The sequence below is a fragment of the Amycolatopsis lurida genome (assembly GCF_900105055.1).
Classification (GTDB): Bacteria; Actinomycetota; Actinomycetes; order Mycobacteriales; family Pseudonocardiaceae; genus Amycolatopsis; species Amycolatopsis lurida.
On the sequence record NZ_FNTA01000004.1, the window covers coordinates 7349084 to 7363365 of the forward strand.

The window sequence follows — 14282 nt, forward strand, 5'->3', positions numbered from 1 at the left end:
TGCAAGTCGTGTTCGCGGTCTTCGCACCGCCAGGAACCACCTGGATCACGAAGCCCATCGAACAGACTTACAGGACACCGCCTAGCCGCTACTGAGCCGCCGGGTCGCCTCGTCGTCGATGCTGACCCTCCTGACCGAACCGACGCCGCCCGATCCGGTCAGCACCATCGCGACGAGCAGGAGGGGGAACAGCAGGGTGCGCAAGACCATGGCCCAGCAGGCCGCCGCGCCGATCCGCCCGCCGTCCTTGATCCGGACGAGCCTGGTCCCGGTGAACGCGGCGCCGAGCACGCGGCCGTTGCCGAAGAACAGGCCATAGAGCACCGGGACACCGATCAGCAGGCCGAGCAGCGTCAGCAGCGCCGCGCTGTCGGGGATCGCGCTGTTCCGGGTGGCGACCGCGAACACGACGAAACCGGTCCCCGTGCCCAGGAGGTAGACGGCGAAGTCCACGAGCCAGGCCAGGAACTCGGCCCACCCGCCCGCCGAGACGTAAAGGGTCCCGTCGTCGAACTTGGCGAGTCGTTTCGCGACCTTCGGGCCGAGTGTGCGTTCGACCTGCTCCTTGGCGATGGTCAGCCGGTCGGTCATGGCCTGTCCCCACCCGTCGCTCCGCACGCGGTCACCGGTCCGGGGCATTATGCGTCGGGGTCCGAGCTGTGGTGTGAACAACCCACACCGCCCGGCGGGCATGCTTCGATGGGAGATCGACGGTTCGGCGGGTGATGAGACATGACGAGCGACAGTGACGTCCGACGGCGGCCTCTGACGACTTACGTCAGGCGCGCGGAAGACGAGAACGAGGTCCGGCGGCTGCTCGGGACGGGGCGTCTGGTGACCTTGACGGGCGCCGGTGGGGTGGGCAAGACCCGGTTGGCCGCCCAGGTGGCCAGTTCACTCACCCGGGACTTCCCTGGCGGCGTGGCGGTCGCCGGGCTCGGGGAGCTGCGGGATGACCGGCTCGTCCCGCGCGCGGTCGCCGACAGCCTCGGCCTGCACGACACGGCGGGGCACACCGACCTCGACGTCGTCGTCGCGTATCTGCGTCCCCGTCGGTCGTTGCTGCTGCTGGACAACTGCGAGCATCTTCGCGACGGCAGCGCGGAGCTGGTGACGGCGTTGCTGCGCGAATGCCGGGACCTCGTGGTCCTGGCCACCAGCCGCTGCTCCCTGGGGCTCGCCGGTGAGCAGGTCCTGACGATCCCGCCCTTACCCGTGCCCGACGGCGAGATCAGGTCAGCCGAAGCGGCGCTCGCGTTCGGCGCGGTGCGGCTGTTCGCGGAGCGTGCCGCCAACGTCCTGCCCGCGTTCGAGATCACCGAAGGCAACGTCGCGGACGTCGTACGCCTCTGTCGTGGCCTCGACGGCCTGCCGCTGGCGATCGAACTGGCGGCGGCCCGGATCCGCGTCTTGTCGCCTTCGCAGATCGCCGAGCGGGTCGAGAAGAACTCGGGGATGCTGGCCAGCGGCCTCCGGATGCCCGTCGAGCGGCATCGGACGCTGCGCGCCACCATCGAGTGGAGTCACTCCCTCTGCACCGAGGACGAGCGGATCGTCTGGGCACGCTGTTCGGTGTTCGCCGGGCAGTTCGACCTGTCCGGCGTCGAGGCCGTCTGTGCCGAGGATGGCGGGCCGGACTCCTTGGCCGTACTGGACGCGGTGGACGGTTTGGTCGACAAGTCGGTGCTGGCCCGGATCGAGGGCACGGACAGGGTCCACTACCGGATGCTCAGGCTCCTTCGCGAATTCGGCGGACGACAGCTAGCCGATTCGGGAGACGAGCTCGCCGTGGCGAGGAAGCACCGTGACCACTATGCCCGGCTCATCGCCCAGGCCGCCGACGCCTGGTTCGGACCGGAGCAGGACGAGGCCTACGAGCGCCTGTCGGCCGCCCACGCCGACATCCGGGAAGCGTTGTCGTGGTCGCTTCGCACCTCCGGCGAAAGCCCGGTGGCGCTGGAGATGGCCACCGGCACGATCGAATACTGGGTGGCCCGCGGTGCGGCATGGGAACTGCGGGACTGGATCGATCGCGCGCTCGAGGCGGCACCGCTGGAGACCCCGGGCCGGGCCAGGGGGCTGGCGATCGCGGCCCTGTGCGCCGCGCTGCACGCGGATCTGCCGCGTGCTCGGCGGCGGCTGACCGCCGCCGAGACGATCGAGGACGAAGACGCGGCTCCCTACATCGCGCACGCGAGTGCCTTCGTGAGAATGCTGGCGACCGAGCCGGACACCATGGTGCGTGCGGCGGAGGCCGTCCGGATCTTCGGTGAGCGAGGCGACGTCCGGCGTCAGATGCACCCGATGTTCATCCAGGGGGTCGCGCTGGCCTACCGGGGCGATCTTCCGGGAGCGCGGGCGCTGCTGGGTTCGATGCTCCGTCTGTGCGAGGAAGCGGGGGAGTACCGATATCGCTCCATGGCCCTGTTCGGGCTGGGGGTCGCCGAAGTCTGTTACGGCGGAGATCTCGACGACGGGGAACGGTGCATCCGTGCCGCGCTGGAGATCGACCTCCGCGCCTCGGACGTGCTGTCCGCGGCCTACCGGGTGGACGGCCTGGCGTGGGTGGCCGCGCGGCGCGAGGATTGGGTCCGTGCGGCGGAATTGTTCGGGACCGCCGCCACGCTCTGGGATCGCTGCAGTGCCGAGCCCGACGTGGCCGTCACCATGACCCATCGGATGTTCCACCAGGCCACCCGGGACGCCTTGGGGGCGGCGCGGTTCGACGCCGCGTTCGCCGAGGGACGGCGGCGGAACCCGCACGACGCGCTGAGCGGCCCGCCGTCCGAGCCCGTCGGTGAACCGGCCGTGCTCGCGCCGCTGACGCCCCGTGAATCGGAGATCGCGCGGCTCGTCGCGGCGGGGCTGACCAACCGGGAGATCGCGGCGAGGCTGGTCATCGCGCGGCGCACGGTGGAGACGCATCTGCAGCACATCTCGCACAAGCTCGACTTCGTCAACCGGACCCAGCTGGCCGTCTGGGTCGAGCAGCGGCCGCTGTGACCTCCGGGGAGCACAGCGGCCGCGGACGCCCAGCGTCAGTCGATCGGACAGGTTCCTTGGTACACGGCGATCTTCGGGTCGTTCGCCGGAAGCGGGCACAGGAACTGGTCGTACCTGGTGTCCTGGTCCACGAAGCGTTTGAGCCACGAAAGGCTGTACTTCGCGATGGTCACGTTCGGACTCGTCGGCGCCATGTGGCCGGCCCCGGCCAGCAGCATGTACGCCTTGTCCAGCGACGCGGGAAGGCTTTGGTAGAACGGCCGGGAATGGGAGCCGTCCGGGGCGATGAAGTCGTTCTGGGCGCTGACGACGAAGGTGGGGACCTTCAGGTCGGAGAACGTCGTGTTCGGATTCCAGCCCGTCAGCGGGATGGCCGCCTTGAGCGTGGGCGCCTTCTGGGACGCGATCAACGCTCCGCCGCCGCCCATCGAATGCCCCATGACGGCCAGCCTGTTCCGGTCGACACGGCTCTTGGCCTGGCTCGAGTCGGTGACGTAACGCAGCGCCGCGAGCAGCTGGTCGGAGCGCCTGTCCGGGGTGTCCCAGGTGCTGGTGGTCGAGAACGTGATGACGACGAAACCCTGGGAGGCCAGCCGCGGGCCGTACCAGGAGATCGCCGCCTCCGACTCCAGGAACCCGGGCGCGATCGCGATCGCGCCGAACGTGCCCTGCCCGGTGGCGGTCGGGTAGTGGATCGTCCCGCCCCCGAACCCCTGCCCGGCGGGGACTTTCTCGGTGGCGGTCTGGAACGAGCCACGATCCGCTTCGATACTGGCTTTCGTCGGTGCCGGGCCGCGGGCGTATGGACTCTCTTCGGCGGCGGCCGGTACCGCCGCCACGACAAGTGCGGTCACCGCACTGAGAACCACGGCGCCCCACTGTGAACCACGCTTCATCGCGCATGTCCTCTCGGGAAGACCGTTCCGAGGCCGGAACGGATTCCCAGATATAGCGGGATCCTGGGGAGACGCGCGTCGTGGAAACTACTGAGCCGCGGAAAATTGTCACGTCGAGAAGGGTTTCGGGCTCGTGAGTGGTTAGGACGGTTAGAACCGTCCTAACCACTCACGAGGCGCGGCATCGATCAGGCGCCTGGCCGGTTCCCGGTGGGGATCGTGATGGGGGTGGTGGTCGGCGAGGTGCCCTTGTTGAGGAACAACATCGCCAGCGCGCGCACCAGCTGGTCGAACATGGCGAAGCCGGCGGGCATGACGGGGATCAGTCCCTCGCGGAAGGCGATGTAGGCGGGCCACGCGGTGCGGATGAGGGCAGCGGACGCGTAGTCGCGGCGCAGGCCGAGCCAGTCCCCGATGGCGTCGCTCAGCACGTAGCGCACGAATTCGTTGAGGAATCCGCGGGTGACGCCCAGATCGATCTGCGCGGTCAGCCCGAGCAGGTCTTCGGCGAGCTCTTTCCCTTCGTGCGACGGGGAAAGGATCGGGGTGAGCACCTGCGCCGACTGCGCGTGCGCGGCGGCCCACGTCTTCGGGATGAACTCCTCCCGCACGCCGAGCAGGTGGATGGCGACCTGCCACATGTGGAGGAAGGCGTCCTCGTCGGCGGCCGACATCGGCACCTTCCACTCGCGCAGCTTCCGATGCACGTAGGTGCCGAGACTGTGGAAGGTGACCAGGATGTCGCCGTTGCTGATCGGGATCCGCTCGTCCGCGACGGCCTTCCAGTGCGCCGACTGCGGCAGCAGATGCCGCACCGCGGCGTGCACGAGCCGGGTCTTGTTGGCGGTGACCACGAACTGGCCGTCGGGCTCGAAAGCGTTGAGGTCGCTCAGGTCGTAGCCGAAGGTGAACGTCTTGGCCGCGCGGTCCTGCATGTCGGCCCCGCCCGCGGACCAGTAGACCGATTTGGCCTCGCGCGGGATGACGGTGCTCATGATGCCGCTGCCGAGCCCGTACAACATGAACAGATACGTGTCCTTGCGCCGGTTGAAATCGGCGGCGCGGCGCAGCTTCGCGGGGTCGGCCCAGGACGGCAGCTTGTGGACGCGCTGGAGGTAGCCCGCCAGATCCGCGGGCAGGCCGCCGGGCAGCGGATCGTTGTTGTCCACCCAGGATTTCATCGCGGTGTTGACCGCCGGAACCTGGCCCGCCTCGAGAATCCCCGCCATGATGCGGTCGATTTCGTCGTCCCAGACCCACCACGGGTCGGCGGCCGAACCGGCCTGTGTCGCACCCCAGGCCGGTGCGACGCTCGCCGCGCCGACCAGCCCCAAGGCGACACCGAGGGACAGGACATTCCTCCTGCTGAGATCGCTCATTTACTGACCTAACTTCCTTGGTAGGCATCCGATGAGTGATTCGCTAGTGATGTGCGCTTTTCCCATCCAGGTCGCGAAGCGAACCCTTGACCACTTTCCCGCCCGCGTTGCGCGGGAGTTCGGGGAGCACCACGAGATCCTTCGGCATCTTGAAGGACGCGAGCCTGCCGTCGAGGAATTCGTTCAGTTCCGCCAAGGACGGTGCGGCGTCCGGCGGGGTGGTGACGAACGCGACCGGCACCTGGCCCCAGCGCTCGTCGGCCCGGCCGATCACGGCGACCTCCAGTACCGACGGATGCGCGGAGATCGCGTTCTCCACTTCGGCGCAGTAGATGTTCTCGCCGCCGCTGATGATCATGTCCTTCTTGCGGTCGACCACCCAGATGAAGCCGTCTTCGTCCTGGGAGACCAAATCGCCGGAGTGGAACCAGCCACCGGCAAAGGCTTCCGCGGTCTCCTGAGGTTTCTTCCAGTACCCCTTGGTCACCGTGGGACCGCGATAGACGATCTCTCCCACTTCGCCCGGTGCGACATCGTTCATGTCGTCGTCCACGACGCGGTACTGGAGGGTCGGGATCGGTTTGCCGACGGAGCCGAGCTTGCGTATCGAGTCCTCGCCGCTGAGGACGCACGTGATCGGGGAGGTCTCGGTCTGGCCGAACACGGCCACGTTGAGGGCTCCGGGGAATCTTTCGGCCATGGCGAGGAGCGTCGACCTGGTCGCGGGAGCCGCGCCCCAGCTGATGATCCGGAGTTTCAGGTCACGTTCGGCGATATCCGGCTGGGCGCAGATCAGGTCCCATTGCTGGGGAACGTTGAACACCACGGTGGCGCCTTCGCGCTCGTAGGCGTCGAGCACCGCGCGCGGATCGAAGGCGCCCAGTGGGTGGATCACGACCACGCCGCCGACCAGGAAGTTCGCCACGATCGAACCCAGCCCCGCGATGTGGAAGAAGGGCGCGGTCAGGAAGGCGACGTCGGTGTCGTCGAAGATCTTCATCGCCTGGATGCAGGTGATCGCCTGCATCTGCAGGTTGCGATGGGAGAGCATCACTCCTTTCGGTCTGCCGGTGGTGCCCGAGGTGTACATGATCAGCGCCGTCGACTCCTCGCTGACGTCGGGCAGTTCCAGCGGTTCGTGCGCGGTCAGGAATTCCTCGTACGACTCGCCGAGGACGAGCACCGTCCCGATCGACGCGGCGTTCGGCGCGGCTTCGAGCAGGGGCAGCAGCCGCTCGTCGACGACGATGGCGGACGGCGCGCAGTCGGCGAGGATGTAGTCGAGTTCCGCCGGCGCGAGCCGGAAGCTGAGCGGGACGGCCATGGCGCCCAGGCTGTTCGCGGCGAACACGGTTTCCACGAACCACGGGTGATTCAAGGTCAGCGTCGCCACCCGATGGCCTTCGGTGACACCTCGTGCGGCGAGACCGGCGGCCAACCGCAAGGACCGCCGGGAGAGCTCCGCCCAGGTGGTGGTCTCCCCGAGGTACCGCAGGGCGGGTTCGTCCGGTCGCATCATCGCGTGCGTCGCCGCGTGCGCCATCCAGTGATGCCGGAAGGACGAGGCGGGAGCCGAAGCGTTCGACATGGCCATCCTCAGGTATCGGAGCGGACTGGTCGCGAAGCCAGTATGCATGCCAAACCGCCGGTTGAGAACCCATAAGTTAATCGGGAATCACATCGGGGCGCTGTTCTCGCCCCGAAGGATCCCGTGGTGGTGATCCGGTTCGTGGTTGACTTCCCGGCATGGTCCCGTTCCCGTCCGCAGCCGCTCGGAACCCGCGATGAGCGCCGACTCGACCGCGGCCGTCCGGCCCCGCAACCGCAAGCAGACGATCGTCGACGCGGCCGGGCGGATCTTCAGCGAGCACGGCTACCACGCGGCGTCGATGGAGGAGATCGCCGCCGACGTGGGCATCACCGCGGCGGCCCTCTACCGGCACTTCCCGAACAAGTACGCGCTGTTCGCCGCGTGCGCGAACGTCATGGCCGACCGGCTCGTCGCCACCCTCGACGAGGTCGCGCCCGGCGCGCCGCTGGCGGACGTGCTCGCCGCCGTCACGCGGGGCACGGTCACCCATCGCGCGTCGAGCGGCCTGTACCGCTGGGAATCCCGGTACCTCGACCGCGAAGACCGGCACTCGCTCGCCCTGAAGTTCGGGCAGGTCGTGGACAGGATGACCGAAGCGGTGCGGCGGGAGTATCCGCTCCCCGGGGCGGGCCTGCGTGCCGTCGCCGCGCTCGGCGTGATCGGGTCCATCACGATGCACCGCACGTCGATCGCCCAGCGCCGGGTCGAAGAGGTACTGGTGGAGTCGGCGCTGCGCGTGGCCGCGACCGACCCGGCGACGGGCGGCGCGGGCACGCACGCCGTCGAGCTGCCGTCCGGTCCGGCGTCGCGCACCAGGCGTTCGGAGATCATCGCGGCCGCCATCCCGTTGTTCGAACAGGACGGGTTCGCCAACGTCACGAACGGCCGGATCGCCGAAGCCGTGGGGCTGGTGCCGTCCGCGCTCTACCGGTATTTCCCCGGTAAGGCCGACATTCTCGCCGCCGCGTGCCTCCAGGCCGCGGGGATTCTTGCCCAGGCGGTGGAACAGAACCTCCGCGGTGTCGATGACCCGGGCCATGCCCTGCTCGCACTGGCGCGGACGTATGTGGCGTACAGCTTCGAGCACACCGCGCTCACGAGCGTCGCCAACGCCGAGCTGGCGGGCCTTCCCGCGGCTCTGCAGCGGCCCTTGGTCAGCGCGCAGCGCGAGCACATCGCCGTCTGGGAACGGGAATTGCGGGCGGCGCGGCCGGAACTCGACCAGCGTCAGGCGAGGGTGCTCGTACACGCGGGTTTCGGGGTGGTGGTCGAAGCGGGCCGGAAGTTGCGGTGGGAAGACGTCCCCGCCAACCGTGACGCGGTGAGCGCGCTGCTCGTGGGCGCCTTGGGCGTTTGACGAACCGTTCCTAGGGTTAGCGGTGGCCGAGCCCGGCGGAGACCTGGCGCGCCGCACGGCCGACGACGCGGTTCAGGCCGCGCATCCGGGCGGCGGGCATGTACGGCCGGGTCGCCGAAACACTGATGGCGCCGGCGATCGCGCCGGTGGCGTCCCGGATCGGCGCCGCGACACAACGGATCCCCGGTTCGTTGTCCTCCAGATCCATCGCCACCCCGGACTCCGCGTACTCGCGTATCCGCGCCAGGAACGCGTCGACGTCCTCCGGGTGCACCCGGCCGGGTTCCGCCGGGGTCTCGGCAAGGTAGAGATCCCGCCACTCGGGCGCGGAGTCCAGCAACAGCGCCATGCCGACGCCGGTGCGGGTCAACGGCATCCGGGGCCCGATGCGGGAGCGCATCTCCGCGCCCCGTGAACCCGGCAGCTTGTCCAGGTACAGCACGGAATCCCCGTCGCGGACGGCCAGATGCACGGTGTCCCGCAACTGGTCGGCCAGCTCCTCCAGGACCGGGCGGGCGACCACCGGCAGCGGACTTCCGTGCAGGGCCTGGAAACCCAGTTCGATCAGGGTGGGTCCGAGCGTGTAGCCGTCCCGCCCGCTGCGCAGATAACCCTCGCTGACCAGCCCCCCGTATCTCGTCGAATACCGGAAAATGGACTACATCAAGTCCGGCTTCCTGGCTTCGCTGCCGTTCATCGCGGCGCTGGTCGGCGTGCTGGCTTCCGGTGTCCTGTCGGACTTCCTGGTGCGCCGTGGTGCTTCGCTCGGCGTGGCGAGGAAAGGCCCGATCATCGCCGGGCTGCTGCTGAGCACCGTGATGGTCACGGCGGGTTTCACCGACTCGACCGCGCTGGTCATCGTCATCCTGTCGATCGCCTTCTTCGGCAACGCGCTCGCCTCGATCACCTGGTCGCTGGTCTCCGCGCTGGCCCCGCGGCGGCTGCTCGGGCTGACCGGCGGGATGTTCAACTTCATCGGGAACCTGTCGTCGATCGCCACCCCGATCGTCATCGGCCTGATCGTCACCGACGACAGCTTCGCGCCCGGTTTCGCTTACATGACCGTGATCACGATCGCGGGGATCCTGTCCTACGTATTCCTGGTCGGCAAGGTCGAACGCGTCAGCGAGCGGGTCCCGGCGCAGGCCACGTAGCGGCGGTCGCCGTTGGGGCGACTCCGAAACCACCTGCGGTACCTGACCCTCGCTTGTGAGCAGTCCTTCGTGGAGCTGAGACGCTGACCGATTTCCGGTCCCAGCGGGAACTCGCGCCGGCATCGGCTTCGGGGCTGAGCGACTTGTCCCTTCATCGGAATCGCGCTCGGTGGTTTGACGAGGGTGGAGCTTTCCGGCGTCGAGCCGGATGCCGACCTTTCGGTGGCCGGCGGCCTCGTCGAATTGCGACGGCCGGGTCTCAAGGATTGCCGCGCGGAGCTCGACCTCTCCGAGCTGGACGGGCTGTCGAAACCGGTGAGGATCGACCTGCGTGGCGCCCTGCGAAGCCGGCCCTGACTCCTTTGGCCGATCGGTGTATCCGTGTCCTGCCGGATCGCGATCATCGGTGCGCAGGGCTGGACTCGTCGGGGCCGCAGGTGGAGCTCCGGTTCTTCTGAGCCGCCGTCTGCCCGCCGTTGGGTGACCAGGGTTACATAGATACCCCCTAGGGGTACTTGCGCCAGGCGCTGAACGCGCTTAATTTCATCTCCGTCAGATACCCCCTATGGGTATAAGTTCTCGAAAGGACGGTCGTCATGGCGGAGACAACCCCGGACCCACGACGGTGGTGGGCGCTGGGCCTCATCGCGTTGGCCCAGTTCATGGTCATCATGGACACCTCGATCATCGGCGTCGCACTACCCGCTATGCAGCAGGACCTCGGGTTTTCCCCAGGGGATCTGTCGTGGGTGTTCAACGCCTATGTCATCGCGCTGGCCGGGCTGCTGCTGCTCGGCGGGCGTCTCTCGGACCTGTTCGGCGCGCGGAAGATGTTCACCGCCGGCTGGGTCGTCACGCTCGGCGGTTCCGTGGTCGCCGCGGTCGCGGGCACCGCGTGGGTCGAGCTGCTCGGCCGGGTACTGCAAGGCGCGGGAGCGGCGCTGATCGCGCCGTCCGCGCTGACCCTGCTGATGATGCTGTTCGGCGCGCGTCCGCGTGAGCTGACCAAGGCGCTCGCGCTCTACGGCGCGGCCGCACCCGCCGGTGGTACCGCCGGGGTGTTCCTCGGTGGCGTGATCACCGAATGGCTGTCGTGGCCGTGGATCTTCTGGCTCTACGTCCCGATTTCGCTGATCGCGATCCTGGTGACCGCCAAGCTGATGCCGTCCGCGCCCGCACGGCGTGGCTCGGTCGACATCGCCGGCGCCATCGCGGCGACCGCGGGTCTCGGGCTGACCGTGTTCGGCGTCGTCCGGGCACCGGAGGCGGGCTGGGACTCGGCGGGCACCTGGGGCGCGCTGGTGGGTGGTGTCGCCCTGCTCGCGGTGTTCGTGCTGATCCAGCGCAGGCGTGAGGTTCCGTTGGTGCGCCTGGGTATCTTCCGCACCCCGAACCTCGGCGGCGCGAACCTCGCGCAGTTCCTGCTCGGCGCGGCGTGGATCCCGATGTGGTACTTCCTCAACCTGTACCTGCAGCAGGTACTGGGTTACGGGGCCTTCGCCAGCGGTGCGGCGTTGCTGCCGATGACGGTGCTGATCGTGGTGCTGATGGTCGCGGTCGCGCCGCGGTTGATCGGCCGCTTCGGACCGAAGAAGATGGTCGTCGGCGGCTTGTGGGCGCTCGCCGCGGGGCTGGTGTGGCTGTCGTTCGTCAGCCCGACGGGCAACTTCGTCGTCGACGTCCTGCCCGCGTCGCTGGTCGCCGCCCTCGGTCAGGCGCTGGCGTTCATCCCGTCGCTGGGCACCGCGATCTCCAGCGCGAAACCGGAGGAAGGCGGACTGGCGTCGGGGATCGTGAACACCTCGTACCAGATCGGCTCGGCGCTCGGTCTCGCCGCGATGACCGCGGTCGGCGTGTCGTTCGGCGCGAGGCGGATCGGTGACCCGGTCGCGCTGACCGGCGGCTACTCGGCGGCGTTCCTCGGGGCCGCGGGAATCGCGGTCGCCGGTGGCTTCCTGGCCATGGCCACCCTGCGCGCCCCGAAGCCCGAGCCCGGTGAGGTCGGCGGAGGTGAACCGGCGGTGCTGCGATGACCGGCTGTATCCCCGTGTGGAGGGCGAGACCGTTCCGGGTCCGCCCTCCACACGGCGTTTTCGGGGACGGCCTCACATTTCGCGGTGCCACGTCGTCGGTTGGGCAGAACACCCACCAACGCAAAGGAGATCGCGATGAACGCCCGGCTCGACTACTTCGGCAACAAGGTCGGCGGAAAGTTCATGAGGACCATCATCTCGGCGGGCAGGGGACTCGCCGATTCACCGCTGTCGCTCACGATCCAGGAACTGGTACGGATGCGCGCGAGCCAGATCAACGGATGCGCGGTGTGCCTGGACATCCACACCAAGGAAGCCGCCGCCGCGGGCGAGACGGACGTGCGGATCAACCTGGTCGCCGTATGGCGGGAGGCGAACGTCTTCACCGAGGCCGAGCGTGCCGCGCTGGAGGTGACCGAACAGGCCTGCCGGATGGCCGACGGTGGCGGCGTCACCGATGAGGCGTGGGCGAACGCCGCCAAGCACTTCGACGAGGACCAGCTGGCCGCGCTGGTCGGCGTGATCTCGCTGATCAACGCCTTCAACCGGGTGAACGCCATCGTCCAGAACCCCGGCGGCGACTACCGGGTCGGGCAGTTCGCATGACCGCCACTGAGACAGCGCGCAATCGGGCGGCGTTCGGCCGCTTTCACGACGCGACCAACAGTGGGGACTACGACCTCATCGAGAAGACGATCGACGAAGTCGTCGCACCGGACGTGGTGTTCCACGCGCCGGTGCCGATGGAAACCACCGGCGCGCAGGCGCTGAAACAGGTGTGGACAGTGCTGTTACGGGCGTTCCCCGATCTGCGGGTCACGGCCGAGGACGTGCTCGCCGACGGCGACAAGATCGTCTGCCGGAACACCGTCACCGGCACCCACCGGGGCGAGTTCAGGGGGATGCCCGCCACCGGGAAGCGGGTTTCCTACAGCGAAATCTTCATCCTCCGCTTCGCCGGAGGGCGGGTCGCCGAGATCTGGGGTGTAGTCGACGTCCTCACCCAGCTGCGGCAACTCGGCGCCCTCGCGGCGTAGCGGTCAGGCGTCGGCCCACGGCCGCAGTTTCTCCGGGTTCCGCATCCCCCAGATGCGCTGGATGCGGTCTTCGGCGACGTGGAACGCGAAGACGGCGACGGTCTGCCCGGCCTGCTGGAGCACGAGGCCGGGCCGGCCGTTGACCTCCCGCTCCACCAGGTCGAGTCCGGCCGTCAGGTGCGCCACCGAAATGAGATAGGACGCGACCTCCTCGCGCCCTTCGAACGGGTGCAGCGCGGCCCTGACGACTCCGCCGCCGTCGCTGGCCGCCTTGACGTCCGGATCGAGGAGACCGATGAGGGCTTCGATGTCCTTGGCTTCCCACGCCTTCTTGAATTCCTTGACGAGGTCCGCCTGCCGGGCGATCGGGGCGGGCACGAGCCGCGTCGCGCGGATGCGGCGGCGGGCGGAGGTGGCCAGCTGACGGCAGGCGGCCGGACTGCGGCCGACGATCTCCGCGACCTCGGCGAAGGGGTAGCGGAAAACGTCGTGCAGGACGAACGCGACCCGCTCGGCCGGTGTCAGCGACTCGAGCACGACGAGAAAGGCCATGTTGATCGACTCGTCGAGGGTGATCCGGTCGGCCGGGTCACCGGTGGGCGGACGCAGGGTCGTCCACTCGACATGTCCCGGCAAAGGCTCGGGGAGCCACTCGCCGACGTAGCGCTCCCGCCGCGCGCGGGCCGAACCGAGGAGGTCCAAGCAGATCCGGCCGGCGACGGTCGTCAGCCAGGCGCCAGGGGAGTCGATCGCTTCCCGCTGTGCCGGGGACAAGGCGTACCAGCGGGTGTAGGTCTCCTGCACCACGTCCTCGGCCTCGGAGAGCGAGCCGACCAGGCGATACGCGAGCCCGATCAGCTGACGCCGCTCACTCACGATCGCCTTCAACGCCGGGTCGAGCGGCGCGTGCGTGTGTTCGTTCATGGGAATTCGCCCCCTGGTCTCGTGCGCTGTCCCGGGTACGACGAAACACGGCCGCCGAATGTGAGGTCACCCGGGTATCGGCACGACCACTTCGGCCGGTCGCCCTTTGTCTACCCGGGGTAGTCCGTGAAGGCCTCATTGAGGAACCCAGTGTGCCTCAATGAGGCCTTCACGGACCTGCTGTGGCCACGTCGTAACTCCACCATCACGCACATGCCGGGGCGGGTCAGTGTGCGCCCGCTTCGGTCAGGATCCGGGCGACGGCCGTCTGGCCTTTCGCCCGGGCGTGCGCGAGGGGAGTGACACCCTGCTTGTCGGCGAGATTCACGTCGGCTCCGGCGGCGGCGAGCGCTCGGACCACTTCCTGGTGGCGCGGCCCACCGTCGCCGAGGATGACCGCTTCCAGCAACGCGGTCCAGCCGAGGTCGTTCACGTGGTCGACGTCGATCCCGCTGCCGGCCACCAGCCGCACGTACTCGGCGTGCCCGCGTTCGGAGGCGGGGATCAGCGAGACACCGCCGTACCGGTTGGTGATGGTCAGGTCCGGCTTGGCCTCGAGCAGCAGCTTCGCCATCGGGACGTTGCCGGTGACTCCGGTGACGAGCCAGGGCGTGTCGTGCCGCCCGTCGAGAGCGTTCGGGTCGGCGCCTGCCGTGACCAGGACTTCGGCGACGTCGACGCGGTTCTCGGTGACGGCGACGAGCAACGGGGTCCGGCCCTGAGCGTCACGAGTCTCCAGGTCGGCGCCCGCGTCGACGGCCTGCCGGACGCGGTTCACGTCGGCTTCGAAGAGTTGGCTCACGGGGACTCCTTGGCGGGGCGGCTGGGACGAGGTGGGTGGCGCGGCAGTGCTCGGTGCCGTTCGGGGTGGTGCGCTCGGTGCCTGCGGGGAGCAGGCACCGAGCACG

Annotated in this window: 14 protein-coding genes; 7 read left to right on the forward strand and 7 right to left on the reverse strand. The window is 68.8% G+C overall.

What is annotated here, in order from left to right:
* Positions 1–81: 81 nt before the first annotated feature.
* The gene (locus tag BLW75_RS39910; protein WP_091599414.1) at positions 82–591 is read right to left on the reverse strand and encodes a hypothetical protein; all 510 of its coding nucleotides are present in this window, start codon (positions 589–591) and stop codon (positions 82–84) included.
* Between the two features lie 141 nt (positions 592–732).
* On the opposite strand from BLW75_RS39910, the gene BLW75_RS39915 reads away from it, so the two are divergent.
* Positions 733–3003 (forward strand): ATP-binding protein, encoded by a 2271-nt coding sequence (locus BLW75_RS39915; RefSeq protein ID WP_034311517.1) that lies wholly within the window; start codon positions 733–735, stop codon positions 3001–3003.
* A 35-nt stretch (positions 3004–3038) separates the two neighbouring features.
* Here the strand turns inward: BLW75_RS39915 and BLW75_RS39920 are convergent, their stop codons facing one another.
* The 3 genes from BLW75_RS39920 to BLW75_RS39930 all read right to left on the reverse strand — a co-directional run bounded on the left by BLW75_RS39920 (position 3039) and on the right by BLW75_RS39930 (position 6866).
* Positions 3039–3899 (reverse strand): dienelactone hydrolase family protein, encoded by an 861-nt coding sequence (locus BLW75_RS39920; protein ID WP_091599417.1) that lies wholly within the window; start codon positions 3897–3899, stop codon positions 3039–3041.
* A gap of 188 nt (positions 3900–4087) precedes the next feature.
* The gene (locus BLW75_RS39925; protein WP_034311522.1) at positions 4088–5278 is read right to left on the reverse strand and encodes an oxygenase MpaB family protein; all 1191 of its coding nucleotides are present in this window, start codon (positions 5276–5278) and stop codon (positions 4088–4090) included.
* A 43-nt stretch (positions 5279–5321) separates the two neighbouring features.
* A complete protein-coding gene (locus BLW75_RS39930; RefSeq protein WP_034311524.1) occupies positions 5322–6866 on the reverse strand; it encodes an AMP-binding protein in 1545 nt (514 codons plus the stop codon).
* Positions 6867–7062: 196 nt separating this feature from the next.
* Between BLW75_RS39930 and BLW75_RS39935 the strand changes: the two genes are divergently transcribed.
* A complete protein-coding gene (locus tag BLW75_RS39935; protein WP_034311527.1) occupies positions 7063–8226 on the forward strand; it encodes a TetR/AcrR family transcriptional regulator in 1164 nt (387 codons plus the stop codon).
* A gap of 16 nt (positions 8227–8242) precedes the next feature.
* On the opposite strand, the gene BLW75_RS39940 is transcribed toward BLW75_RS39935, so the two are convergent.
* Complete coding sequence (locus tag BLW75_RS39940) at positions 8243–8881, reverse strand: IclR family transcriptional regulator (RefSeq protein WP_422108448.1); 639 nt, start codon at positions 8879–8881, stop codon at positions 8243–8245.
* On the opposite strand from BLW75_RS39940, the gene BLW75_RS39945 reads away from it, so the two are divergent.
* The 5 genes from BLW75_RS39945 (at position 8844) to BLW75_RS39960 (ending at position 12450) form a co-directional block, all read left to right on the forward strand.
* A complete protein-coding gene (locus BLW75_RS39945; RefSeq protein WP_277814955.1) occupies positions 8844–9380 on the forward strand; it encodes an MFS transporter in 537 nt (178 codons plus the stop codon). The two genes, BLW75_RS39940 and BLW75_RS39945, sit on opposite strands and share 38 nt — an antisense overlap.
* Before the next feature lie 174 nt (positions 9381–9554).
* The gene (locus BLW75_RS42600; RefSeq protein ID WP_143055433.1) at positions 9555–9737 is read left to right on the forward strand and encodes a hypothetical protein; all 183 of its coding nucleotides are present in this window, start codon (positions 9555–9557) and stop codon (positions 9735–9737) included.
* 239 nt (positions 9738–9976) lie between these two features.
* On the forward strand, positions 9977–11413 hold the full coding sequence (locus tag BLW75_RS39950) for an MFS transporter (protein ID WP_034311529.1): 1437 nt from the start codon (positions 9977–9979) through the stop codon (positions 11411–11413).
* A 135-nt stretch (positions 11414–11548) separates the two neighbouring features.
* Positions 11549–12019 carry a carboxymuconolactone decarboxylase family protein gene (locus tag BLW75_RS39955; protein ID WP_034311532.1) on the forward strand — a complete coding sequence of 157 codons (471 nt, stop codon included), beginning with the start codon at positions 11549–11551 and terminating at the stop codon, positions 12017–12019.
* A complete protein-coding gene (locus BLW75_RS39960; RefSeq protein WP_034311534.1) occupies positions 12016–12450 on the forward strand; it encodes an ester cyclase in 435 nt (144 codons plus the stop codon). The genes BLW75_RS39955 and BLW75_RS39960 overlap by 4 nt, the downstream gene beginning before the upstream one ends.
* A 3-nt stretch (positions 12451–12453) precedes the next feature.
* Here the strand turns inward: BLW75_RS39960 and sigJ are convergent, their stop codons facing one another.
* Together sigJ and BLW75_RS39970 are read right to left on the reverse strand one after the other, a co-directional pair.
* On the reverse strand, positions 12454–13374 hold the full coding sequence (gene sigJ / locus BLW75_RS39965; protein ID WP_034311536.1) for an RNA polymerase sigma factor SigJ: 921 nt from the start codon (positions 13372–13374) through the stop codon (positions 12454–12456).
* Positions 13375–13600: 226 nt separating this feature from the next.
* Positions 13601–14176, reverse strand: a complete 576-nt coding sequence (locus BLW75_RS39970; RefSeq protein WP_034311537.1) for an ankyrin repeat domain-containing protein — start codon at positions 14174–14176, stop codon at positions 13601–13603.
* Positions 14177–14282: the final 106 nt, after the last annotated feature.